Origin of the sequence: Gordonia sp. ALPHA1B1, assembly GCF_005502615.1 — a bacterium.
Lineage (GTDB): Bacteria > Actinomycetota > Actinomycetes > Mycobacteriales > Mycobacteriaceae > Gordonia > Gordonia hongkongensis.
This window is the reverse complement of the sequence record NZ_SCOC01000015.1, coordinates 90438-116932: the sequence shown is the minus strand read 5'-3', so window position 1 is coordinate 116932 and position 26495 is coordinate 90438. Positions and strand designations below refer to the sequence as shown.

Genomic DNA, 26495 nt, shown 5'->3' with positions numbered 1-26495 from the left:
GGATCCGGCGGCCTCGCCTCTCCCGCTGGTTGAGCAGGTGACGAGCGCAGCGAGGAGCCGTGTCGAAGCCACCCAAGCCACATCCAGCTATCCGGTCAGGGGATTTGGGTTTGTCACAGCATGGCTGACTACGATGCGCCTGTGCCGAAGTCGCCTGAAGTGTCCGCTGGCAACGCCGACACCACCGTTGGAGCTGCTGCCCAGCGTGCGTCCGGCGCACCGCAGTCCCGCACCGTCGCGCTCGTCGCCGCGGTCGCCGGGCTCATCGCCGTCGTCGCCGGCGTCCTGACCCCGTTCCTGCCCGTCAGCACCTCGACGGCGTCGATCACGTGGCCACAACAGACCGACACCTCGGCATCGGTCACGGCTCCGCTCGTGGCGCAGACCGCACGGAACGTCGACATCTCGATCCCGTGTCGCGTGCTGTCGACGACCCCCGCCGACTCGTCGACCGTTGTGCTGTCGACGATGCCCGCGGCCGCGGTGAAAGCGCGGGACAACGGGCTGTTCGTCGTCGCCGACGCGAACGGTGTATCCGTCACCAACCGCAACAAGACGCTTGCCTCGGTGCCGCGGGACGCGCTGGCCGGTTGTACCGAACTCCGCATCTTCTCCGACGCCACGACGACCGGCGCGCAGTTCGTCGGTCTGCCCCCGGGACCGGCGATCGCGGGCGGCGGCGCCGTCGGCCTCGCCGAACCGGCGTCGAACCCGCAGATCGCCGGCATCTTCACCGACCTCACGCCCGAACAGCTCCGGGCCGCCCCGGGTGTCGACGTCCGCCTCGAGATCGACGATCGCTTCGACTCGTCGCCGTCGATCCTCAAGTGGGTGGTGATGGTCGTCGGTGTCGGAGCCGCGATCGTCGCGCTCGTGGCCGTCGGACGCCTCGACCGCATCCACGGCTATCACCGACGAGTCGGCCGGCGCCTCCGGTGGCGCCGGGTCCTGCGGCCCGGCCCCACCGACATCGGCGTGACGGTGACGCTGGTGGTCTGGCACTTCCTCGGGGCGGGGTCACCCGACGACGGTTACATCCTCAACATGGGGCGCAACGCCGCCGACGCCGGATATCTCGCGAACTACTACCGCTTCTACGGCATCCCCGAGGCACCGTTCGACTGGTACTACAACTTCCTGGCGTACTGGTCGACCATCTCGACGACCGGCCTGTGGATGCGGCTCCCGTCGCTTTTCGCGGGCCTGGCCGCCTGGTTCATCCTCAGCCGAGTTCTCCTGCCCCGCCTGGGTGGCGCCGTGCGGCGGTCGCAGTGGGCGATGCTCACCGGCGCGGCGGTCTTCCTCGCGTTCTGGCTCCCGATGTGTTCGGGGCTGCGCAGCGAGGGAATCATCGTCCTCGGCACCCTGGCGACCTGGTGGGCGGTGGAGGTCACGGTCTCGACGCGACGAATGCTGCCGGCCGTCATCGCCGCATTCACCGCGGCGCTGACGCTCGCCCTGGCCCCGCATGGTCTCGTCGCGCTCGCCCTGCTCATCGCGAGCGCCCGGCCCATGCTCCGCATCCTGGTCCGACGCCGCGCCGAAGACGGGCTCCTGCCGCTGCTCGCCCCGCTCCTCGCCGGAGTGGCGCTGGTCGTCATCATCGTCTTCCGCGACCAGACCCTCGCGACCGTCTTCGAGGCCCTGCGGATCCGTTACTCGGTCGGTCCGACGCTGGCGTGGTATCAGGAACTCCTGCGCTACTACTTCCTCGCGGTGAACACCACCGACGGCGCCCTGGCCCGCCGCATCCCGGTGCTCCTGTTCGCCGTGTCCATGTTCGTCGTCCTGGCGATCATGTTGCGCCGCAAGCGGATCGACGGCCTCGATCCGGGCGCGGTGTGGCGGGCACTGGGCGCCTCCCTGCTGACGATCCTGTTCCTGTCGTTCACGCCGACGAAGTGGACCATCCAGTTCGGCATCTTCGCCGGCCTCGGCGCGGCGCTGGCCGCCGTCGCCTGCGTGGCGATCGGGCAGGCGGCACGCCGCACGCTCCGCAATCTGTCGATCCTGGTCGCCGGGCTGCTGGTGGCGTGCGCGGCCGCAGCGGCGGGCAAGAACGCCTGGCCGTGGCCCTACAACTTCGGCATCGCCTGGTTCGACAAGGCACCTGTCGTCGCCGGGATCCAGGTGTCGACCGTGCTCCTCGCGCTCGCGGTGGTGGCATTGCTGTTCGCCATCTGGCAACACCTCCGGATGGACTTCGTCGACGAGACCGGCCTCGCACATGACCGCGGTGCCGCGCCCGCCGGCTGGCGCATCGGGGTCGCGTCCGCACCGATCGCGGTGATCGCCGTCCTCATCGTCGTCAGTGAACTCGCGGTGTTCGCGAAGGCCGCGACCAGCCGCGCGGACACCTTCACGATGCTGTCCGCCAATCTCGACTCCGCGCGCGGAAACACCTGCGCGATGGCCGATTCCGTGCTCGTCGAGCCCGACCCGAACCGGGGCATGCTGGCACCCGCGGACGGCGGCACGGCGTCGTCGACGCTGCAGGGGCAATCCGAGGGATTCCGTCCCGACGGGGTGAAGCCGGACCTCACACCGCAGGCCGGCGCCCAGAAACCCGGCGCGATGAACACCTCCGCGGACCTGTCGAAGACGTTCATCGTCTACGGCAGCAACCCGGGAACCACCGGCGGCGTCGGGCCTCGCGGCGTCAACGGCAGCACCGCGGCACTGCCATTCGGCCTCGATCCGGCGACCACACCCGTGCTGGGCAGCCACGAGACCAACAGCGGCCAGGCCACTCTGACCACCGGTTGGTATCGCCTGCCCGCCCGCGACTCCTCACCGCTGATCGTCATCACCGCCGCCGGCGCGGTCTTCACGCTCGACCGGGACGGCGTCCCGAACTTCGGGCAGGCGTTGGAGGTTCAGTTCGGTAGGGAGTCCGAAGCCGGCGCCGGGAGCGAAGCGAGCGGGCCGAATGTTCCTGCCAACGGACAGTTCGAGGAGGTCGGCGCGCCCGCGATCCCGATCGACCCCGAGCGGACCAACCGCCCGTGGCGAAACCTGCGCATCCCGATGGACCGCGTTCCCGCTGACGCGACCGTGATGCGAATCGTCGCCCGGGACAACAACCTCGACCCGGACCAGTGGCTCGCGATCACCCCGCCGCGGGCCCCGGTGCTGCAGACCCTGCAGACCGTCGTCGGCTCCACCGATCCCGTGCTCATCGACTTCGCCGCCGGCGCGGTGTTCCCGTGCCAGCGTCCGATGACCGCCCACCACGGCGTCTTCGACCTCCCGCAGTGGCGCATCCTGCCCGAGTCGTGGATCGCCAACTCGCAGTCCAAGACCTGGATGGCCACCGAGGACGGCGGCCTGCTGGCGCCGGTGGAGGCGCTCACGCGGCCGTCGACCCTCGCCACCTACCTCGACGACGACTGGTACCGCGAGTGGGGCAACCTGCAGCGCCTGACCCCGCTGGTGCCGCAGGCGCGACCCGCGGACGTGCAGACGGGAACGTCGACCACCTGGGGATGGTCGCGCCCCGGCCCGATCAGGGTGGTGCCCGAAGATGACTGACCCCGACCACTCGCACGCCGAACCGGCGACGCGGCACACCGGAGAGAACCAGGCAGACGTGGCAGACACCGACACTTCTTCCCGAAGTCCCGCCGACACCGCGCCATTCGTGAGCGACCGCCGCCCGGGCTTCGCCGAACGCCACGCCGGCACCGCGCGTATCGTCGCGATGACCGCGGGCATCGTGGGCATCCTGCTCGCACTGCTCAGCCCGTTCCTGCCGGTCGACTACACCAAGGCCGAACTGACCTGGCCGCAACAGGGTTCGGTGGCGAACGTCGCCGCACCGAACGTGTCGTTCGTCCCGGTCTCGATGGACGTCACGGTTCCGTGTGCACTCGGCGCGTCCTTGCCCGCGTCCGGCGGAGTGCTGTTGTCGACGGTGCCCGAAGGCGGCGCGGAGGCAGGCAAGGTCGGCCTCTTCGTCCGGGCCACCGCCGACTCGCTCCAGGTCGTGCAACGAAACGTCGTGCTGCTCAACACTCCTCGCGCGGCCGCACAGTCGGCGCCGGACTGCCGGATCGTCGTCGAATCCGACACCGAGGGCACGCGGGGGTCGATCCAGGGCCTGCCGGAGAACGCCGCCGGCGCCGGGAGCGGAGCGAGCGCGCCGAATGACGATGACACCGGCGCCGTCCGGTCCTTCGATCTGCGGGATCCCAACGCCCGGCCGCAGATCATCGGTGTGTACTCGAGCCTTCCGGCCGACGTCAGCACCGACGGACTCTCCTTCCGGTCGACCATCGACACCCGGTTCGTCTCCACGCCCACGACACTCAAGTTCTGGCTGCTGGTCCTCGGCATCGCGTCGACGATCCTCTCCCTTGCCGCGCTGGCGGTCCTCGACGCCCGCGACGCGCGCGGCCATCACAAGATCTTCCCGGCGGGCTGGTGGCGCGTACGCCCGGTCGACGGAGTCGTCACCCTGGTGCTGCTGATCTGGCTGTTCGTCGGCGGCAACACTGCCGACGACGGATACCAGGTGACGGTCGGCCGGATCGCCGGCGAGGCCGGTTATCTCGACAACTACTACCGCTACTTCGGTGTCCCGCAGGATCCGTTCGGTTGGCACTACCACTACCTGTCGGCGTGGATGGAGATCAGCACCGCGACGCCGTGGTTGCGATTGCTGCCGTTCCTGTTCGCGATGGCGTCGTGGTGGTTGATCAGCCGGGCCGCGATCCCCCGCCTCGGGCGGGCCGTCCGCGAGTCGACGCCGGCGATCTGGGCTGCCGCCCTGGTCTTCCTGGCGGTGTGGATGCCGTACAACAACGGACTGCGCGTCGAACCGCTCATCGCGCTGGGCACCATCTTCACCTGGGTGTGCGTCGAGCGCGCGATCGCCACCGGCCGGTTCTTCCCGCTGACGATCGGCATCATCTCCGCGGCGTTCACCCTCACCATCCATCCCACCGGCGTCATCGCCTCGATCGCCCTGATCGCCGGCATCCGGCCGCTGATCAAACGTCTCGCGGTGCGCCGCAAGCGCGACGGTCTGTGGCCGCTTCTCCTCCCGATCCTCGCCGCCGGGCTCGCGGTGATGTTCGAGATCTTCGCCGACCAGCCGCTGGCACCGATCCTGGAGGCGGTCTCGGTCAACGGGCAGGTCGGCCCCACCAACAAGTGGTGGGAAGAGCCGATGCGCTACTACATGCTGATGAACCCCACCGCCGACGGCGGAATCGCCCGGCGTTTCGGCATTCTCATCGTGTTCACCTGCTTCGTCCTGGTCGTGGTCATGCTGCTCAATCGGCGCCGCCTGCCCGGCATCGCCACCGCACCCACGTGGCGTCTGGTCGCCATGGTCGCCGGCTCGGCCGTGCTGATGGCATTCCTGCCGACCAAGTGGACCCACCAGCTCGGCGTGTACGCCGCGATCGGCGGCGCGCTCGCCGCGGTGGCAACCGCCTGCGCCGATCGCACGATCATGCGTCGTCGCCGCAACCGGACCCTGTTCGCCGCCGCCTGCGCATATGTTCTGGCGCTCGCATTCTCCGGACGCAACCAGTGGTGGTACGTCGGCAGCTACGGAATCCCCTGGCGGGACGCGGTTCCCGACGTCCGGGGCATTCCGCTCTGGACCGGGATCCTCGCGGTGGCGGTGGCGCTGACCGCTCTCGGTCTGTGGCAACACTTCCGCGACGACTACGTCGACGACGCCGTCCGGACCGGTACGTCGCGGTCGGTGTTCGCCCGACTCCGCAGCCCGTCGATCATCGTCGTGTCGACCATCATGCTGCTGTTCACCCTGGTGTCATTCGCGAAAGCGGACTGGACGCAGCGCAATTCGTGGTCGTGGCTGAGCTCGAACGTCAACGCGCTCCAAGGACAGCCGTGCGCGCTCGCCGACGCCGTACTGGTGGAGGACGATCCGAACGCCGGACTGCTGTCGCCCGCGCGAGTGGCGGGACAGGACAACCCGTCGCCGGGCGCCGCGCTGGCCGGAACCGGGATGGAAGGGTTCGACCCCAACGGAGTGGCGTCGGACCTGTCCGAGGAGACCGAAGAGGAGGCCGAGGAGTCCTCGTCAGGCACCTCGACCGCGGAAGTCGACCGCACCCAGTCCGATCCGACCGAGGACGGAACCAGCGCCGAGACCGACACCACGACCGGTTCCAGCGACACCAGCGGTGGGCAGACCGCCCAGGCCGGCGTCAACGGGTCGACCGTGAAGCTGCCGTTCGGTCTGTCACCGAGCCAGACCCCGGTCCTCGGAACCTACAACTCCCCCAGCGGCACCGGACGCCTCACGTCCGACTGGTATCAGTTGCCGGAGAACCCCTCCGGCGAGCAGCCGCTCGTCACGATGTCGGTGGCGGGGCAGGTCGAGTACATCGACGACCTCGCCGTCACCCGGCCCGGACAGCGAGTGCGACTGCAGTTCGGCCGCGTCGCGCCGGACGGCACGGTGGCACCGGCCGGTCAGATGGTGCCGCTCGACATCGGTGGTGCCCCCGAGTGGCGCAACCTGCGCTTCCCGATGGACCAGGCGCCCCCGGGCGCGACGGTGGTCCGCGTTCTCGCCGAGGACACCTCGACGCTGCGCGACCAGTGGCTGGCCGTCACCCCGCCACGCGTCTCGTCGATGGTGACGCTGAATTCGCTGGTGGGCAGCGAGGATCCGGTGCTCATCGACTGGGAGGCAGGTCTCGCCTTCCCGTGTCAGCGTCCCGCCCAGGTGAAGTACGGGGTTCTGGAGACACCGGAGTGGCGGATCTCGCCGGACCGCGAAGGCGAACGGGTCAACTCCCAGCGCTGGATGGCCGGCGACTCCGGTGGCCCGCTCGGCATCATCGAGAACGAGTTGCGGCCGCGCGTGTACCCGTCGTACCTGCGCAACGACTGGGCCAAGGACTGGGGCATGCTCCAGAGCCTCACCCCGATCCTCCCGCAGACCGACGCCGAACTGACCATCACCACCGACACCCACCACGGACTCTGGACACCGGGACCGATGCGGGCGGTGAAGAACTAGGCAGTCCTGCTACCCGCGCACTACCACGCACTCTGCTCCCCGAGGAGCGCCCGGACCTTGCGGAGGGCGCGTCTACTCCTGCTCCCTGAGGAGCGCCCGGAGCTTGCGGAGGGCGCGTCACGAAGGGTCTTCGCGACCCGAGGTCACCAAGACCCTTCGTGACGCTCGCAAGCTCGCTCCTCAGGGAGCAGGGGGGCTGTGATCCTCTCGGATTGGGAGCGGAGGAGGTACAGGTTGCGCTCGCACCTCAGAGCGGAGCGAGGCCCGTCGCTAGATCGGCATCAGGAAATGCTTGCGCGGGGTCTTGAGGACCTCCTTGTCGCGCAACTGCGCCAACGCCTTCCGGAGCTGCAACCGGGTCTCGGCGGGTTCGATGACCGCGTCGACGTAGCCACGCTCGGCGGCGAGGTAAGGAGTGGCCATCATCGTGTTGTAGAAGTCGATGAACTCGCGGCGGATCTTGTCCGCCTCGGCGGCCGAGAGACCTTCGGTCTGACGTCGGGTCAGCACCGCGGCCGCCGACTCGGCGCCCATCACCGCGATCTTCGCTGTCGGCCAGGCGAAGTTGACGTCGGCACCGAGGTGCTTGCTGCCCATCACCGCGTAGGCGCCGCCGTAAGCCTTGCGCAGCACGACGGTCACCTTGGGGACATCGGCTTCGACGTAGGCGTACAGGAAGCGGCCGGAGCGTCGGATGGTGCCCTTCTGCTCCTCCGCGAGACCCGGGAGGATGCCCGGGGTGTCCACCAGGAACACCAACGGGATGCTGAAGGCGTTGCAGATGCGCACGAAACGCGTTGCCTTCTCCGACGAGTCGGTGTCGAGCACACCCGACATCACGCTCGGCTGATTGGCGACCACACCCACCGACCGGCCGTCGACCCGTGCGTACCCGGTGATGATGTTGGGCGCGAACAACTCTCCCACCTCGTGGAAGGCGCCGTCGTCGAACAGCTTGATGATGATGTCGTGCATGTCGTACCCGGCGTTGTCGTTGTCGGGCATGAAGTCGTTGAGCGACAGATCGGACTCGGTGATCTCCGGCTCGAGACCCGGGTTGACGACGGGCGGCCGCTCGTAGGCACTCGACGGCATGTACTGCAGGTACTCACGGACCCAGTCGAACGCGGACTTCTCGTCGGGGGCGACGTGATGGATGTTGCCCCACCGCGCCTGATTGTGCGCGCTGCCGAGGTCCTCGGCCGAGATCTCCTCGCCGTTCACCTGTTTCAGCACATCGGGTCCGGTCACGAACATGTACGACTTGTCCTCGACGGCCACCAGGATGTCGGTGTTGGCGGGGGTGTAGACCGCGCCGCCGGCGCACTTGCCCAGGATCACCGAGATCTGCGGCGCGAGACCGGAGAGCAGATCGTTGCGGCGACCCATCTCGGCGTACCACGCGAGTGAGGTCACGGCATCCTGGATCCGCGCACCGGCCGAGTCGTTGATACCGACCATCGGGCAGCCGATCTTGCCCGCCCACTCCATCAGCGAGGCGACCTTGCGGCCGAACATCTCACCGACGGTTCCGCCGAAGACCGACTGGTCGTGGGAGAATGCCGCCACCGGGCGCCCGTGCACCAGCCCGTGTCCGGTGACCACGCCGTCGCCGTAACCACTCTCGGCCGCACCCGGCATCTTCGCCAGCGCACCGATCTCGACGAAGGTCCCGGGATCGAAGAGCATGCTCAGACGCTCACGCGGAGAACAGATCCCCTTCGCCGCGCGTTTCGCGAGCGCCTTCTCGCCTCCCGGCTCACGAGCGGCCTCCAACTTCTGACGGAGGTCGGCGAGCTTGCCTGCGGTGGTGTCAGCCACGGTGTCTCACTTTCTACGCGACCACTGATTGACGATGAGCAGCCGTGCCGCTACTGCTCATCGAGCCGTCCGACCCGCGCGGCCAGGTCGTTGCCGATCTTGGCGATGTACGGCTCGTCGACGATCGAGAGGTGGTCACCGCCGACGTGGATGATCTCCAGGTCGTCGACGACCTCACCCCAGCGGCCGTCTTCGTCGATCTCGGCCCACTGCGGTTCGAGTTCGACGGCGCCGGCGTGCATCTTGTCGGCCCGGTACAGCACGACCTTGCCGTCGTAGGGTTCCGGCGCGATGCTGCTCAGCACGCGGTTCTCGATGAACGAGGTCCGCTGGTGTTCGATGATGCCGCCGGGGATCTTGGTGCCCGACATCGACATCATCTCCATGATGATCGCGAACTGCCCCTCGTCGTCGGCCTCGACGAGCCGATCCATCGGGATCGGAACATCGGGGTCGAGGTCGTAGTTGCGGATCGCGAACTCCTTCCAGCGCTCGAGCCGCGCCCGCTTGCTGTCCGGCGTCTCGGTCATGTCCGCGCGAGGGCGCACCACGTCGATGAGGCCCACGAAGGCAACTTCTTCCCCGGCCTCACGCAGGAGTTGCGCGACGCCATAGGCGAGCGCACCGCCGAAGGACCAGCCGACCAGCACGTACGGGCCGTTCGGCTGCAGCTCACGCAGGCGCGGAAGGTATTCGCGCACACGGTCTTCGATCGATCCCTCGACTCCACGGTCGAAGCCGATGACGGGCCGGTCCGCCGGCAGACGCTTCAGCAGCGCCTCGTAGGCGGAGGTGTTCCCGCCCGCGGGATGGAACAGCAGGATCGGCGTCGGATCGCCGGCGGACGGGTCATAGACCTTCTTGCCGTCCGGGACGAGGCGCAGGTAGCGCAGGAACCCGTCGGTCGACGCGCCGGCATCGAGATGCTCGCGCACGTAGTTCGACATCTCCTCGATCGTCTCGGAGTCGAGGATGTCCTCGACGTCGAGATCCCCGCCGGTGCGCTCGTTGAGGCGATCGGTGAGCTGCTGGGCCACGTCCTCCGACAGCACCGGCAGCTTGTTGAAGATGCCGCCGGCCGAGGCCTTGGTGACCACCGCGTACGTGCCGAAGGTCAAGCGCTCGGCGGCATCCCGCGGCGGCACGTCCGAGCCGGCCGCCTCGGCGACGGCCCGCTGCGAGGTGATGTCGGTGGCCGGCTTCGGGGTTGCCGCGGGAGCGGCCGACTCCTCGACCGCCTCCTCGCGTGACGACACCTCCGGTTCGGGCGAGTTCGCGACCGCCTGCTCGACGTCGGCCAGATCCTCGGCGATGTGCCGCTTCGGCTCCGGCGACTGCTCGCCGGGCTCGTCGGACTGACCGGCCGGTGCGGAGGCCGCCGACTCACCACCGCCGGCGTTCTGCTCGTCGATGTAGGCATTGAGCGCGGCGGTGTCGAGTTCGCCACCGCCGGCGGCATTCTGGGCGAGATCGTCGAGCTGATCGCGATGCGTCACCGCGAAGTCGACGAACTTCTCGACGTCGGCGAGGTTCGCCTGGCGCATCGCCTGCAGTTGCAGCTGCGGGATGTCGAACTCGTACTCGACGCGGTTCTTGATCCGCACCGCCATCAGCGAGTCGAGACCGAGCTCGATCAGCGGGATCTCGCGCGGCAGGTCCTCGGGGTCGTAGCCCATGGACTCGCCGACGATGATCGCGAGCCGATCACCCACCGTCTCACCGGATTCGGGACTCCATCGGTTGCCGATGTCGTCGACGACGTCGTCCTCGACGACCACCGTGTCATCGGCGAACACCTCGGCACCGGACCGTGCCGGAGCTGCCGGCGCGGCCGTGACCTCACCTGCGGTGTCGTCGAGGTCGCCGGTCACCGCCGCCTCGAACAACAGCTGGAAGTTCTTGTCCGCCTTGGCGTGCACGGTCACCGCCGCACCGCCGGGATGCGGGCTCAGCGTCGTCGTGAGGGTTCCCGATGCCGGGATGGCGCTGTGCGCGACCGACGCCCCGACAGCCGCATTCGCCAGGACCTGGGCCGCCGCGGCACGCACCAGTTCACGCGGATCGGTGACCGCGACCGCTTTGACCTCCCAGGCGTGACGGCCGTCGGGCAGTGCCACGTGCGATCCCGGGACCGTGCCGGCCGAGCCGCCCGAGGAGATCTTCGCGGTGAGCCAGAACTCCTTGCGCTCGAAGCGGGTACGCGGAATGGCCGCGTGACCACCGCGACCGAACAGCGACGCGACGTCGACCGGATGTCCGTGCACGTAGAGCTTCATCAGCGCGTTGACGAGTCCGTAGCTCTCGTCCTCCTTACGCCGCAGCGTCTCGATGAGCTCGGCGTCGTGCAGCCCAGCCGAGAAGGTCACCGCGGCAACGGAGATCAGAACGGCCGGGTTCGGCGAGAGCTCCAGGAAGGTGCGGTGGCCGTTCTCCACCGACTTCGCGATCGCCTGGCTGAACCACACGCTGTGGCGCAGCCCCTTGGTGAAGTAGTCGATCGTGTGGACGGGTTCGTGACCGGCGCGGTAGAAGACCTCGCGGTCGACCGAGCTGTAGAACCCGGTGGTGGGCCGCAACGGCGTGATACCGGTGAGTTCGTAGGCCAGCTCGCCCAGGAGCGGGTCCATCTGCGAGGTGTGGCTGGCGCCCTTGGTCGCCAGTTTGCGTCCGAGCTTGCCCTCCTTCTCGGCACGCTCGACGATGGCGTCGACCTGCGACTCCGGTCCGCCGATGACGGTGTGCGTCGGAGCGGCGTAGACACAGATCTCGAGGTCGGGGTAGTCGGTGAGGACGTCGGTGATGTCCTCGGCGCTGTACTCGACGAGCGCCATCAGGCGGATGTCGTCGCCCTGGAGCATCGACTCGCCCTCGCCCATCAGGCGCGAGCGCTGGCAGATCACCCGGGTCGCGTCTTCGAGCGAGAGACCGCCGCTGATGTACGCGGCCGAAGCCTCGCCCATCGAATGCGGCACGAGCACACCGGGTTCGGCGCCGTGGTGCCGCAGGGTGTCGGCGAGCGCGACCTGGATCGTGTAGATGCCGACCTGGCTCTGCTCGATGCCGTAGGTCTGCTCGTCGTCGACGAACATCTCCGCGATCGAGTACCCGAGCTCGTTCTGCACCAGCTCGTCGACCCGGTCGACGTACTTGGCGAAGATCGGATTCTCGGTGTAGAGCTGCTTGGCCATCTTGCGGTGCTGCGAACCGAAGCCGGAGAGCAGCCAGACCGCGGACGCGGCGTCGGGCGAATCCGACGAGTAGACAAGCGGATTGCTCTTGCCCTCGGCCACCGCGCGGACACCGGTGATCGCGTCGTCGTGCGTACGGGCCATGACGACGGCGCGCGAGCGTCCGTGATTGCGGTGTGCCAGCGCGCGGCCGATGTCGGCGAGCGGCGTCGACCGTCCCTCGTCGGACTCGAGCCACTCGAGCAGGTCCGCGGCGGTCTTGCGCCGACGCGACGGCAGGAAGCCCGAGATGACCAGCGGCACAACCGAACCCTCGACCGCGCACGGTGCGAACCCGGCGGTCGGATCCGGCGCGGTCTCCTCGATCACCGGATCGATGTTCTTCGCCTGCGCGGCGAGCACGGCGCGCTCGGCCTCGGTGAGGAACTCATCATCGGTTTCGACAGGCTCAACCAGCGGGGAACGGTCAGGCTCTCCCGGCAGCGACGCCGACGCCGGCAACTCGGATGCGCCCGCATCGCCTGCGGGCGCGGACTCCGGCGCGAGATCCTCGGGCCGCACCTCGCGGACGACGACGTGCGCGTTGGTGCCGCCGAAACCGAATCCGGAGACACCGGCGACGGCATGACCGGAATAGCGCGGCCACTCGGTGGCCTCCGGGATGACCTTGAGATTGTTGGCGTCGAACTGGATGTACGGGTTGGGGCCGCTGTAGTTCAGCGACGCCGGGATGGTGCCGTGCTGCATCGCGAGGACGACCTTGGCCAGCGCACCCGCGCCCGCGGCCGACTCCATGTGGCCGTAGTTCGTCTTGACCGACCCGAGCAGCATCGGCGAGCCGGGGAGGCGTCCGCGACCGACCACGCGGCCCAGGGCGTCGGCCTCGATGGGATCGCCGAGGATGGTCCCGGTGCCGTGGGCCTCCACGTAGTCGACGGTGCGCGGATCGATCGCGGCGTCGGCATAGGCGTCCCGCAGGACGTCGACCTGCGCCTCGGGGTTCGGGGCCGGCAGGCCGTTCGAGCGACCGTCGCTGTTGACCGCCGAGCCCGCGATGACCGCGAGGACGTCGTCGCCGTCACGACGCGCGTCGGACAGTCGCTTCAGGACGAACAGTCCGCCGCCCTCGGCGCGGATGAATCCGTCCGCGTCGGCGGAGAACGCCTTCACGTGTCCGTCCGCCGCCTGGGCGCCGATCTTGTCGAAACCGAGCGTCGCCGCCGGGTTGATGATCAGGTTGACGCCGCCGGCCAGCGCGAGGTCGGATTCGCCGGTCCGCAGGCTGCGGACGGCCTGATGGACGGCCACCAGCGACGACGAGCACGCGGTGTCGAGGGCGATCGACGGTCCGCGGAAGTCGTAGAAGTAGGACACCCGGTTCGCGACGATCGCGGTGGAGGTGCCGGTCAGCGCATACGCGGCGGTGTCCTCGGCGCCCTCGCTCAGGCCGAGGGTCGCCAGCAGCTGGTAGTCGTTCGTGGAGGAGCCGATGAACACACCGACCGGAGCGCCCTTGAGATCGCTCGGCGGGATGTGCGCGTGCTCGAGTGCCTCCCAGGTCAGCTCGAGCGCGAGACGCTGCTGCGGGTCGACCATCTCGACCTCGCGCGGGCTCATCTGGAAGAAGTCGGCGTCGAAGGTGCGGACGTCGTCGAGGTAGCCGCCCTTGGTGTTGGCCGCGTCGAGGATCTCGACGAGCCGGGGATCGGACCGGAACTCCGACCACCGATCCGCGGGCAGGTCCGAGACACCGTCGACGCCGGCGATGAGCGCGTCCCACGTCGACTCGGGCGTCGTGCCCGACTTCGGGAACCGGGTCGACAGCCCGACGATCGCGATGTCGTCGTCCGCGGTGCGCTCGCGCCGCCAGAAGGTGTCCGCGTCGCCGTCGGCGCCCTCGTCGGGGTCGCCCTCGATGATGCGCTGCGCGAGCGTGGCGATCGTCGGATGGTTGTAGACGACCGTCGCGGTGAGGATCACCCCGGTCTTGTCCTCGACGTCGGCGGCGAGCGCCACGGCGTCGCGGGACGAGAGACCGAGCTCCTCCATGGGACGGTCGACGGCGATCTGCTCGACGGGGAGCCCGGTCGCCTGTGACACCCACTCGCGCAGCCAATCACGAAGCTGGTCGACAGTGAGGTCACCGGCGGTCTCGCCGTCGGTGCCGGCCGCGGCGGAATCGATACTGCGGGCCTCGTCGGTATTCAGTTCAGACATCGCTTCCAGACTACTGATCTCGGGGCACCTGAACTGGTGCCGGGTGCATTATCAGCCCGCGGGGTGTCCGGGCGCGGCAACTCGACGCACTCACCCCGCCCGGGTCCGCAGATTCGCTACTCGGCGTCCGGGAACGCCGTCTGCTTGTAGCCGCCCCGGAGACTGCCGTCGATGTAGGCCGCACGGGTCGCGCGCCGCGCGATCTTGCCCGACGACGTGCGCGGGATCGAGCCGGCCGGGACCAGCAGGACGTCACGGACCATCACGCCATGACGCTGGGCCACCGCGGCACGCACGGTGTCGGCGACCTCCTGCGGGTCGGCCTTGCGGCCGGGTCCGCGCTCGGCGACGATGACCAACTGCTCGGACGCGTCGTCGGTGTCGGGCTTCAAGCCGCTGCCGGCGAACTCGAACACCTCGCCCGGCAACTGATTGGCCGGCACCGAGAACGCGGCGACGAAGCCGGGGCGCAGCGCGTCGCTGGCTTCCTGCGCGCTGTACTCGAGGTCCTGCGGGTAGTGGTTGCGGCCGTCGACGATCACCAGGTCCTTGACTCGCCCGGTGATGTAGAGCTCACCGTCGAGCCAGACCCCGAAGTCGCCGGTGCGCATCCAGATCGCGTCCGCGGGCGCACCCTCGGCGTGACTGTTCTCCGGGAGCGGGGTGACCAGCTTGTTGTGGAATGTCTCCTCGGTCTCCTCCGGCTTGTTCCAGTAGCCGGCGCCGATGTTCAGACCGTGCAACCAGATCTCCCCGACATGGCCGTCGGGCTGTTCGGTCGCCGTCTCGGTGTCGACGATGGTGGCCCACTGGCTCACCGCGACCTGACCACACGACACCTGCGCGACCGCGTTGGGCGCGTCGGACTCGACGAGGGTGAAACTGCCGGCGTTGAGGTCGTCGCGGTCGACATAGACGACCTTCGCCTCGTTCTCGCGCTGCGTCGCGGACACGAACAGCGTGGCCTCGGCCATGCCGTAACAGGGCTTGATCGCCGTCTTCGGCAGCCCGTACGGCGCGAACGCCTCGTTGAACTTCTTCATCGAGCTGACCGTGACCGGCTCCGACCCGTTGATCAGACCGATGACGTTGGAGAGGTCGAGCTCCTCGCCCTCCTTCGGCAGACCGCGCGCGGCGGCGTGCTCGAAGGCGAAGTTGGGAGCCGCGGCGAAGGTCTCCGCGCCGTCGGCGGCGGCGGCGAGCTCCTTGATCCAGCGACCGGGACGGCGCACGAATGCCTGCGGGCTCATGATCGTGATGTAGCGGCCGCCGAGCGCGGGCAGGATCACGGTGAGCAGACCCATGTCGTGGAACATCGGCAGCCAGGTGACGCCGCGGGCCTCGCGATCGATGCCGATGGTGTCGGAGATCTGCAGCACGTTCGCGGCGACCGCCTGATAGGTGATCTCCACACCGGCCGGGACGCGCGTCGAACCCGAGGTGTACTGCAGGTAGGCGACGGTGTCCTTGTTGTGGTCCTGACCGGCGACCGGTGCCACCCAGCTCGACCCGACCGAATCCGGGACGGCGTCGACGGCGATGACGCGCGGACGCTCCTTGGCCGGCAGCGGCGCGAAGAAGTCACGCACCGCCTCGGCGGACTTCGTCGAGGTGAGGATCGCGGTCGGCTTGCAGTCGTCGAGGACCGCGTGCAGTCGGTCGGTGTGTCCGGGCTCGTCCGGAGAGAACAGCGGGACGGCGACGTTGCTGGCGTAGAGCGCCGCGAAGAACCCGATCACGTACTCCAGCGACTGCGGCGCGAGGATCGCCACGCGGTCGCCCGGCTTGGTGACCTGCTGCAGACGTGCTGCAACGGCGCGGAGTCGCTTGCCGAACTGCGCCCACGTCAGATCCTGGGGCTCGCCATCGCGTTCGCGGCTGTAGTCGATGAACCGGTAGGCCAGTGTGTCGGCCTGTTCGCGGACGTTCTGCTCGACATAGTCGACCAGGGTCGCTTCCTCGGTGAAAGAGATGTTCCCGGTCTCATCGAGAAAGTCTTCGAGTTCAGTACTCAGCATTCATTACTCCTGTGCCCCCTCGTGGACTCCCCCACGCGGGCGCAGTTCTCCGGCGAGGTCTTGACGACACCACCACGCAGTCCTGCTGTCCACGTCCTGTGCCGACCGCGGGATACGGTAGCGCACGTCCAGTTACCCAACGAAAAAACTCGCGTTCGTCATGCTCGGCTTCGCATGAGCGCGCGTCGCCCTTCGACGCGCGCCCCCGGGTTCACCGCCCCGTCACCTCGCTGTTGACTCGCGAGACCGTCGGCCATCCTACTCCCCCTTCAATTGCGCCAGCACGGGCGCAAAAGCATCCATCTGCGTGGGGAACACCCCTACGTAGGACATGGTGGTGCGGCGGCGCACCTCCCGGATCTGGTCGGCGATCTCGTCGAAGCTCCCGATCGCGATGTACGGCGAGGTCAGCACGTCGTCGACGGTGAACTCGGTGTCGTGCGCGATGTTGGGCGGATAGCCCTGTTCGAGCGCCTTCAGCGCCATCTCGGCGGTGGCGACCCGATCGTCGGTGATGACGATGACAGCGATCGTCCAGTTCAGTTCGAGCTCGTCGAACCGGTCGCCGGCGACCTGCCGGATCCGGTCGACACGCTCGGCGGTCTTCTCGATGGTCATGTCGGACAGCTTCATCTTGCCGTCGGTGGTGGTGCCGGGCGCGACGGAGATGATGTCGGCGTGCTTGGCGGCCAGGGCGAGCATCTTGGGTCCACCGCCGCCGACGGCGATCGGCGGACGCGGTCCCTGCCGCGGCCGTGGACTGCCCTCGAGGCCGTTGATCTGATAGAACTCGCCGTCGAAGTTCACCGTCTCCCCGCGCATCAGGCCGTCGAGGACGGTCAGCGCCTCGTCGAGGCGACGGATCCGGACGCCGGGCGACTCGAATTCGATGCCGGCCTTGTCGAACTCCTCTTTCATCCACCCGGCGCCGATGCCCAACTCGAGTCGTCCCCTGCTCAGGACGTCGATCGTGTTGGCCTCCTTGGCGAGGAGGGCGGGATGACGCCAGCCGTTGGCCAGCACCGAGGTCGCGAGGCGGATCGTGCTGGTGGCCTGCGTCAGCGCGCCGAGGGCCGCGAGCGGACCGACCTGGTTGCCGAGGTGGTCGGGCACCGCGAAGGTGTCGTAGCCGTATTCCTCGGCCGTCTGCGCCAGCTTGACGAACTTGCGGGCACCGCCCTCGTCCTTGTTGCCCTCACCACCCGCGCCGAAGCGGAACTTCCGCAATCCGGCCGAGGTGGCACCGGCATCGCTCGGGGGTTGCGTCATCGCTGTCCTCTCATCGTGATCGCCGGCTGGTGAGGTCGCGTGCGGCGTCTGCGGCGCACTGCGGTGTTCCTCGGGCCAGCCCAACACGTTAATGCAGCGTGACGGCGCCGCCAAACGAATCGGCCGCAGCCGCGAGAAGAGGTTACCGGCCGGTTAGTTCGACGATGCGGGCGGTCGGGTGAGTCGCGTCTGGAGACGCTTCTATCCGGCCAGCCGTGACCGGCAGGTTGCCGGTCAGTTGTGCTTCGGCTGGGGTGCGCCCTCGATGAGATCCTTGGACCAGTCGTACATCCACTGGGTCGCGGTCTGACCGTCGTTCTCCCAGTAGCGGGTGGTCGCGTACATCGCATGGACGGGATTCGACGCCGCGTTCGCCAGCTTCGACACCGCCGCCAGCGGGTTGACGATCGTCGGCGAGTCACAGATGAGATCGCCCGGGGCGCAGATGGATTGAACCCGGTCGCGGAGATCGCCGAAACCGCCGGTGCGCGGGCCGGTCATGGAGATGCCGGGAACGAGGTTGCCCATGCCACCGAGCGCGATCTCGGCACCCACGCCGTTCGGGCTCGGCTCGATGTCGTTCTGCTCACCAGGTTGGCGCCGACCGTCGGCGATCAGCCCGACGCCCAGCACGAGATCCTGGTCACCGTCCTCGAGCACGCCCCGGCCGTTGCCGATGTTGCTGGCCAGATCGCCGGCGATGACCGCACCCTGACTGAATCCCATGATCACGTAGCTCGTCAGCGGGCAGCGTTCGTTGGTGGAGATGATCTTGCCCGCCGCACGCTTGTAGCCCTGCGTGCGTGACACGTTGTAGTCGGCCTGCCGGTCGGCGAGGTTGGTCGGATTCCGGAACTGCGCCGTGTAGGGAACGGTGTAGATCTCGCTGCGGGACGAGTCGAAGTCATTCGAGAGGGCACGCGACACGCGCAGCATCAACGAGTTCGGATTCGCCGACGGCGCGTACGGATCGTCGTCGGCGCTCGACTCCCAGGTCCCGGGCACGACGACGGTCAGGACGTCCGGGCAGTCCGCCGGCTGTGCATCCGGCCGTTCTTTCGACGGCGGGGTCGTCGACGGCCCGCCGGGGCCGATCGGCGCGGGTCCCGGAGCCAGCCACACCAGGACCAGCACGACGATGAGCACGATCGCGATGACCGCGAGCGCGAGGAGGAGCAGCGCGAAGGCGCCGAGCCGCCGGACGGGACCCTTCCGGGTGCGGCCCGCGGCGTTGCGTCGAGCGGCCACGTCAGCAGTAGTGCTGTTCGGCCGCGCGGATGACCTTGTCGGCCTTCGAGTTCGCTTCCTCGACGTTGTCCGCCCCCGGACCCACGGAGGCGGTGACGAAGGCCTTCACCATGCTCGGGTCGGTGCCCTTCTGCTTGGCTCCACAGACGTACTTCGCCATCGTCAGGGCCACTGAATTGTCGTTGTCACCCATGAACGTGACGTCCTGCTGCTTCAACGCGGCGAGATACGCGCGGGCCTTGTCGTCGAGCGGCTGGCCGCTGGGTCCGGGGAAGCTGGCCGGGACCTTCGTACTGGGGTTCGGTTCGGTCGCCGGCAGGTCCGACGTGCCGCCGGGCGTGGACGGGGTGGTCTCCTCGGATGTGGACCCCTGCGACGCGCTCGTCGACGGAGCGGCCGAGTACAGCGAAGTCGTCGTGACCGGGTTGTTGGTGATCGGCGCACTCGCCGTCGAGTCATCGGCGCAGGCCGACACGGACCCGAGCGCGAGAGCGAGGCCCGTCACGGCCAGCACCAGCCGCACACACTTCGTTGTCATCGCCACTTCCTGCCGAACCTTTCGGGTCGAGATCAACGCACCGCCGGACGGTCTCGTCCGGCGACACTCACGTCCGGCCTGCGGCCGATCGCAACGCAGGGGCACCCTGCATCGCACACCACGTCAGGCTACCGTCCGCGCGAGGCCGTTCCGGCCGCCGCACCAGCACCACCTGCGGTAACGGTCCGATTCCTCAGCGAAGTTTCAGGCCGTACACACGTGGGGTCGAGGTTGGGGCACCGTCGGCGCCCCGTCCCCTCCTTCTGACCGTCACTTCAGGACCTTGGTGCCGTCCTTCGCCGTCCAGGTGATCCGGCCATGCTCGAAGTGGTTGACGCGGCCCTTGCCGTCGCGGGTCGGGAGTTCGTCGGTCGTCGGCTTGCCGAGACGTCCGCTCGGTCCACCGGCAGCGACGTAGGCGCCACCGATCGCGCCGGTGACGATCTTCGGACCCTTCGGGCCGGTGAACATGCGTCCGCCGGCGAAGTCCTGTGCCTTGCCACCGGCAACCGGGTACGACGGGGTGAGGCAGCCCCCGAGCGTCGCCTTGTTGGCGTCCCAGACCTTGCGGAAGGCGCCGTCGACGCGGCATGCGACCGCGTCGCGCGACAGTCCGAGGGCCGCGGCGGCCTGCGGCCACGCCTGCATCATCTCGAACTCCCAGTACGGCCAGGTGTGGGTGCCCGACGGCCGGTAGTTCGCCTGGCCCGGAATCCCCTTGCGATTCAACTGGATCGCGAACTGTTGCGAGGTCACGCGGCTCAGCATCTCGAGTCCGACGCCGGAATAGTTGGTCGCGAGCATCGGGATGTCCGACGGCTTGTCGTGCGGGCCGACCATGCCGTTGCCCGAGGAGACGTACAGGCTCGTGCCCTGCAGTTTGTCGACCATCAGATAGGGGTCGTGCTCTTTCCACGCCGGATCGGACGGCGGACCGAACATCTTCATCGAGTCGTAGCCGCCACCGTCGCGCACCGCGAACTGGATGGCCTGCGGCATGCCGAACGAACTCAGCTGCAGGATCCCCGAGAACGACGCTGCGAACTTGTAGAAGCCGGGATTGCGCGCGGCCAGCATCATGGCCGCGGAGCCACCCATCGACAGTCCCTCGATGCCGCGGACGTCGGTGGAGCGCCAGTCGTTCTCCAGGATGGGCGGCAATTCCCGCATGAGGAACGTCTCCCACTTGTAGTTCTTGCCGCGGTCGGGTTCCTTCCAGTCGGTGTAGAAGCTCGACTCGCCACCGATCGGCAGGATGACGTTGACGTTCTTGTCCTTGTAGAAGTCGACGATCTTGGTGTTGATGATCCAGCCGCTCTGATCGTCCTGCGCGCGCAGGCCGTCGAGCATCGTGAGCTGCGGGAACTTCTCCTTCGGCTTCGCGTGCCAGTCACGGGCCAGCAGGATCTGCACCTGGATGTTGGTGTTCATCGCCGGCGAGTAGACCCACAGGGCCACCCGCCGGTCGGTGTACCAGTAGGTGTTCGTCACCCTCGCCGGCTGGGCGGCCGGCACCGACGCCGGGGCGACCGGGGCGCGCGAGCTCGGTGGCGCGGGCGCCGGAGCGGGCTCGGCGCCGGCGAGACCGTTGCCGATGACGAGCACCGCGGCGGTCGCCAGCGCGACCACGGCCGCCGTCACCGGGCGAAGAGTCGCCCGACGACCGGCCGGGCGCGCGTCACCCTGTCCTGCGTCAGCCGGTCGCGCGTCGACCCTGCCTGTACCACTGTTTCGCCGCATCACTCTCCAGAACTCCTTCGCCCCTGTACGCCGGCGCCCGCAGCGTCGTGACCGATTCCCCGTCAGTCACACGTGCATCATGAGTATCAAACGCCTCAGGAGTTTCTTACACGCCGCAGCGAGGCGTGTCCGCACGCCACGCTGTGACACGTGGGATTTGTGTGACAGTTGATATCCCGGCCTGCTTCGCAACCTCGGTCGCCAGACCCTTCGTGACGCGCCCTCCGCAGGCTCCGGGCGCGCCTCAGGGAGCAGGTGGGTGCGCCCACGCACGACGACGCCCCGCCCGGAAACCCGGGCGGGGCGTCGTGCAGCCGGCGGACCGGCGATGTCAGATCAGCGGAAGAACCCGCGGTTCTTGGCGTTCCAGATCATGTCCTGCCAGTAGCCCCAGGCGTGGGTGCCGTTGGCGTAGTAGGTCATCAGCGGGACGCCCTGGACGAAGGCCGCGGCCTCGAAGGCCTTGGACTGCGTGAAGGCGAGCAGCTCGAGGGTCGAACCCTTGAACAGGTCGTCGAACACGTTGGGCAGTGCGTTGTAGCGGCCGAACAGACCGTTACCGGAACCGACGAACACCTTCATTCCGCGCATCAGGCCGATGTTCCAGAAGGGATCGTTCTGGAACCAGCGGATGCTCCACGGCGGGCCCCACATCGCGTCGATGTTCCACGGCTTCGGGTCGACGTCGAGCATCGCCAGGCGCAGCGCGGTACGCATGCCGGGCGCGCTCAGGAAGTTGTAACCCGAGAGCGAGCCGGCGCGGTCGAAGTGCTGACGGTTCTGGGCACCGAGGACCAGTGCGGCGTTACCACCCATGGACAGGCCCATGATGGCGTAGCGCTTCGACGGTCCGACGCGGAAGCCACGGGCGTCGAGCGCACTGATGAGAGTCCGGCTGATGACACAGTTCCAGCGGTACCGGTAGGGCTGCCGGTTGAAGTTGCTGGGTGCGTCCCAGTCCGTGTAGAAGCTCGCGGGTCCACCGATGGGCTCGACGACGTTGACGCCGGACTTCACCATCTCCTGGACGTTGGTGTTGATCTCCCAGCCGCTGTAGTCGTACTGGGCGCGCATGCCGTCGAGGAGGATGACGGTCTTGTAGTTGCCGGGCTTCTTCCAGGCGCGGACCTTGACGTTCGGCATCCCGCAGCCGTTGACCCAGAACTCCTGCTTGCCGACCTGCGTTCCGCCGATCCGGGCGTTGGCCTGGCCGGCGACGACACCGGTCAGTCCCACAACTGTCAGGATGGCGACGAAAGCGGCGATCAACCGGTTGCTCATCCGGTTGCGCGCAGGCCTCGGCGCCTCGGTGGCAGCTTCACGCATGTACAGAATCTCCCTCTTCAGCCGATCGGCCGGAACTCATGGTCCCCGGTGGCCTACCGGTCCTTGTGCGTCACACATTTTTCGTCCCCCGGCTCATTGCGCGGCGCGACGTCGTTCACGAGTCGTTCTCGCATGCGATTCACCGTCGGCGAGCCTATTCGATGCCCCCGAACGTGACAAACCATGTGATCGCGATCACAACCCCCGTCACTTCGGCGTCCCAGCAGTTCAGAACGCCTCAGTCACGACCTTTCTATCGGCCGCGCCCACGGGGACGTTACCGATCCGAGATGTTCGACGGCAACTCCACAGGTTCGACCCCGCGTTTTCTCGGGATTCTCTTGGTGTCGTGTGGTTGGGTGCCGCGCCCGGGCGCGCGTAACTAGCGTGGGTTCACCGGCGGTGGCATCTCCAGGCCGCAGCGCTGGATCTCGTACTCCGGCTCACGCTGGATGCGGTAGCTGTTGAAGGTGAACGCCTGACGCAGGTTGTGCTTGAAGCGGTCGAAGGACCACGGTGCCTCGAACGAGGCGAACCGGTCCTTGGTCTCCGGGCACTGCAGCGCCACCTGGGCCTGACGGACCAGGTCCTCGTCGAGATAACCGGGCAGCACGGGGCGGCGCGGGTATGCCCCGGCCTCGGCGACGACCCACTCGCTCGGCAGGATCTTGTCGTGGCCGATACGGCCGTCCTCGAGACGCTCGGTGTGCGCGGCGAGCGGGTACGCCAGACCCATCTGGTCGATGACGCGCACATCCAGCGGGGCGTTCATGCTCGTCATGCCGAGGTTGAGGAAGTAGACGGTCACCTGCCGCTCGGCACCCTTCGGCATCACGGCGGGAAGTTGCGCCACGTACCACTCGTCGTAGTTGAACGACGGCAGGATGACGCCGCCGTCCTCGCGGTACTCGTCGATCTTCTCGACCATCGCGCTCATGCGCGGGTAGTCGAGGTAATCCTCGGCGGTCACGGGATTCTCGTTGCCCATGTTGGTGACGTAGAAGCGGCGCTCGTCGACGATGCCGCTGCGGCCGATGTCGATGCCCGCGTTCGGCAGCACGTTGGCGTGGGTGGAGACCGCCCACACCACGACGGTGATCCACATGGCGCTCATGGCCACCGCGCCGACCAGTTGGGCCCGCGCGCGCCGGCGGTCGGCGGGGCTGAATTCGGGCGCCGGAGCCGCGTCGTCCACCGGGTCGGAGATCACGGACTCGGAGTCCGTCGACGGCCGGCGACGGAACGCCGCACCGACGTGGGCGGGAATCGTCACCGGGACGACCATCAAGGGCAACAGGGTGATGAAGACCGGAACGAGCAGCACCCGGCCGTGCATGAAGTCGCCGCCCTGACGCATCCAGTAGACGATCAGCACGATGCCGGCGAGGACCACGACGGTCACGACCGCGGTCGAGGACTGCAGCCGGCGCGACCATCCGGCGAGGCGCGTCGACCGGGTGTCCGTCGTCGAGTCGGCCGTTGCGTCAACCGAATCCGCGGTCGCGTCGGCACCCGTGGCGTCGGCCCTCTTCGACCGCATGCGGCCGCCGACGACCAGCAGCACCCCGGCCACCGCCGCCAGGACGACCGGCAGCACGAGCACGTACGGGCCGAAGAGATTGGTCAGATAGGCGAAGCCCTGGTCCCACTTGGCACCGCTGGCGTCCTTCGCGACCGCGGGATTGGGAACCAGCAGGGCGTAGTAGCCCATGCGGAAGATCTGGTAGCCGACCGGCAGAGTCCCCGCGACCACGACGACGCCCAGACGCATCCTCCAGCCGAGGGGCGCGAAGAACACCAGCAGCAGGACGAGGCCGCCGAGGATCGCCAGTTCGGGCCGGATGAGCGGCGCCAGACCGGCGGTGAAGGCGAGTACGAGCGTGACCGCCGCGCTCCTGCGGCTCGTGTGCGGGCCGCGCCGCGCCCAGGCGACGAGCTGGCACCACAGGACGGCCGCCCAGAAGATGCAGAGTCCGTTCTCGAGCCCGCTCGTGGCGAAGTCGCGCGCGGGCGGGATGGCGATGTAGATGACCGCGCCGAACGGCAGCAGCAGGGTCCAGCCGTCGCCGGTGAGCCCGCCGATGCGTGTCCCGAACAGGCGCGCGCTGCCGTACATCGCGATCGGGATCGCGGCGACCGAGCAGACCAGCGCCACCCAGAGCGCGACGTACTCGAGTTGACCGTCGGTGATCCACGCCCAGAACCACAGCAGGTAGGTCCAGGCGGTCGAGGTGTTCGCCTCGACCCGCTCCCCGGCGTTGAAGACCGGACCGTTGCCGGCGAAGAGGTTGCGCAGCGTCCGCAGGACGATGAGTCCGTCGTCGGCGATCCACCGGCGCTGCCACGCACCGATCGCGAAGAACGTCGTGACGACGGCGGCCCCGACGACGAAACTGACGGCCGCGACCTTGGTGCGGCCGGTCGTCAGCGCCCGGAATCCGGTTGGCGACTCATCAATTGACTGCATAGACCGCGACACCCACACACACCAGCCACGCCACGGCGAGCAGCTGCAGGACACGATCGCCGAGCGCGATCTCCTCGGGTTCGCCCGCGGCACCCCCGTCGACGTCGACGGCGTAGCGGAGGATCGCCACGGTGAACGGCACCATCGAGATGGCGTACGCGACGTTGGTGTCGCCCTTGTCGAAGGCCCACAGGCCGTAGAAGATCACGACCGCGGTGGCCGACAGGGTCCACACGAAGCGCAGGTAGGTGGTCGTGTAGTACTCGAGGGCCTTACGGATCTTGGCGCCCGTGCGTTCGGCGAGCTGGAGTTCGGCGTAGCGCTTACCCGCCGCCATGAAGAGCGACCCGAAGGCCATCACGAGCAGGAACCACTGCGACAGCACGATCTCGGCGGCGACACCACCGGCGATGGCGCGCAGCAGGAAGCCCGACGACACGATGCAGATGTCGATGACGGCCTGGTTCTTCAGGCCGAAGCAGTAGCCGAGCTGGATCACCAGGTAGATGGCGATGACGACGGCCGTCTGCCAGTTGGCGAGGAACGCGATGCCGATCGAGCCGACGAGGAGGACGGCGGCGAGGACATAGGCCAGGGTCACCGGGACGACGCCGGCCGCGATCGGCCGGAACCGCTTGGTCGGGTGGTTGCGGTCGGACTCGACGTCCATCGCGTCGTTGACCAGGTAGATGCTCGACGCGGCGAGGCAGAAGGCGACGAAGGCGATACCGGCGGAGCCCAGCACCGAGACGTCGGTGATGTTGCCCGCGGCGAGCGGAGCGGCGAGCACCAGGACGTTCTTGACCCACTGCCGCGGCCGGACGGCCTTGATCAGCCCGGACGTCAGGTTCTTCGGCGGTCCGAGAACCTTCCCGTGCTCGATCGGCTCCTCGCTCATGCACTCTCCCTGTGTCGTGTCACCCGCGCGATGACGGGGGACGCGGCAAGACGCAGCGTCCCGCCGGGGACCGCGGCCGTCAGGCCGAGCCGGGCCAGGACGCGCGCCGCGCGGCGGGCACGTCCGGACTCCTGGTCATTCCGGGTGGGTTCGAGCAGCACCTTATCGCCCACGATGACCGCCGCTGCGCTCGCGGCACCGATCGCGGCACCCGCGGTGACGTCGGTCGGGTAGTGCACGCCCAGCACCAGTCGGGACAGCAGCATCGGCGGGACCAGCACAGCGGGCAGCACCTTCGGGTCCCAGCCGGCGGCGCGGCCGATGAGGATCGCGGCCGCGGTGGTCGAGGTGGCGTGTGAGGACGGGAAACTCAGTTTGCTCGGCGTCGACACCCCGATGGCGATCGCCGGGTGTGCGGGCCGCGGGCGGCGCACGATCCGCTTGATGATCACCGACGCGGCGTGCGCGCCGAAGGCGCCCACTCCCGCCTCGAGCCAGAGCTGTTGCGCCCGTACGTCACCGCGGCGGCGGGCCAGGGCCCACCCGGCCCCCGAGATCGCGAGCCAGCCCAGCGCGTGCTCGCCCACGTGCGACAGTCCGCGCGCGGCCGGGCGGACGCCCGGGCGGGCGCCGAGCCCGGCCTGGATGGCGACCAGCGCCTTCTCCTCGCCGTTCAGGGGACGCGGGGTGTCGTCGGCCGGGACCTTCCCCGTCTCCGCACGGTCCTCCAGGACCGTGTCGCCCCCGCTGCCGATCACC

13 protein-coding genes are annotated in these 26495 nt (G+C 68.5%); 2 read left to right on the top strand and 11 right to left on the bottom strand.

Annotated elements, in window-relative coordinates:
• The first annotated feature begins 120 nt into the window (after nt 1-120).
• Both FFS52_RS12555 and FFS52_RS12550 read left to right on the top strand, forming a co-directional pair.
• A complete protein-coding gene (locus FFS52_RS12555; protein ID WP_137809886.1) occupies nt 121-3531 on the top strand; it encodes an arabinosyltransferase domain-containing protein in 3411 nt (1136 codons plus the stop codon).
• Nucleotides 3524-7006: an arabinosyltransferase domain-containing protein gene (locus FFS52_RS12550; protein WP_137809885.1), complete on the top strand. Its 3483-nt coding sequence runs from the start codon at nt 3524-3526 to the stop codon at nt 7004-7006. Before FFS52_RS12555 ends, FFS52_RS12550 begins: the two co-directional genes overlap by 8 nt.
• Before the next feature lie 270 nt (nt 7007-7276).
• Here FFS52_RS12550 and FFS52_RS12545 read toward each other — a convergent pair whose 3' ends face one another.
• From FFS52_RS12545 to FFS52_RS12495, 11 genes are all read right to left on the bottom strand, one after another.
• A complete protein-coding gene (locus FFS52_RS12545) occupies nt 7277-8827 on the bottom strand; it encodes an acyl-CoA carboxylase subunit beta (RefSeq protein ID WP_058250940.1) in 1551 nt (516 codons plus the stop codon).
• Between the two features lie 50 nt (nt 8828-8877).
• Complete coding sequence (gene pks13 / locus FFS52_RS12540; protein WP_137809884.1) at nt 8878-14232, bottom strand: polyketide synthase Pks13; 5355 nt, start codon at nt 14230-14232, stop codon at nt 8878-8880.
• Nucleotides 14233-14348: 116 nt separating this feature from the next.
• Complete coding sequence (fadD32, locus tag FFS52_RS12535; RefSeq protein WP_137809883.1) at nt 14349-16250, bottom strand: long-chain-fatty-acid--AMP ligase FadD32; 1902 nt, start codon at nt 16248-16250, stop codon at nt 14349-14351.
• A gap of 258 nt (nt 16251-16508) precedes the next feature.
• Nucleotides 16509-17519, bottom strand: a complete 1011-nt coding sequence (locus FFS52_RS12530; RefSeq protein ID WP_068970993.1) for an LLM class F420-dependent oxidoreductase — start codon at nt 17517-17519, stop codon at nt 16509-16511.
• Nucleotides 17520-17753: 234 nt separating this feature from the next.
• On the bottom strand, nt 17754-18767 hold the full coding sequence (locus tag FFS52_RS12525; protein WP_068970994.1) for a cutinase family protein: 1014 nt from the start codon (nt 18765-18767) through the stop codon (nt 17754-17756).
• 1 nt (nt 18768) lies between these two features.
• Nucleotides 18769-19305: a DUF732 domain-containing protein gene (locus FFS52_RS12520; RefSeq protein ID WP_137809882.1), complete on the bottom strand. Its 537-nt coding sequence runs from the start codon at nt 19303-19305 to the stop codon at nt 18769-18771.
• Nucleotides 19306-19575: 270 nt separating this feature from the next.
• Nucleotides 19576-21045, bottom strand: a complete 1470-nt coding sequence (locus tag FFS52_RS12515; RefSeq protein ID WP_137809881.1) for an alpha/beta hydrolase-fold protein — start codon at nt 21043-21045, stop codon at nt 19576-19578.
• Nucleotides 21046-21381: 336 nt separating this feature from the next.
• Nucleotides 21382-22371, bottom strand: a complete 990-nt coding sequence (locus FFS52_RS12510; protein ID WP_004021369.1) for an alpha/beta hydrolase family protein — start codon at nt 22369-22371, stop codon at nt 21382-21384.
• 382 nt (nt 22372-22753) lie between these two features.
• Nucleotides 22754-24838, bottom strand: a complete 2085-nt coding sequence (zomB, locus tag FFS52_RS12505; RefSeq protein WP_137809880.1) for a flagellar motor control protein ZomB — start codon at nt 24836-24838, stop codon at nt 22754-22756.
• On the bottom strand, nt 24825-25736 hold the full coding sequence (locus FFS52_RS12500; RefSeq protein WP_065631254.1) for a decaprenyl-phosphate phosphoribosyltransferase: 912 nt from the start codon (nt 25734-25736) through the stop codon (nt 24825-24827). Before FFS52_RS12500 ends, zomB begins: the two co-directional genes overlap by 14 nt.
• Complete coding sequence (locus FFS52_RS12495) at nt 25733-26467, bottom strand: phosphatase PAP2 family protein (protein ID WP_171011622.1); 735 nt, start codon at nt 26465-26467, stop codon at nt 25733-25735. Before FFS52_RS12495 ends, FFS52_RS12500 begins: the two co-directional genes overlap by 4 nt.
• Between the last annotated feature and the right edge of the window lie 28 nt (nt 26468-26495).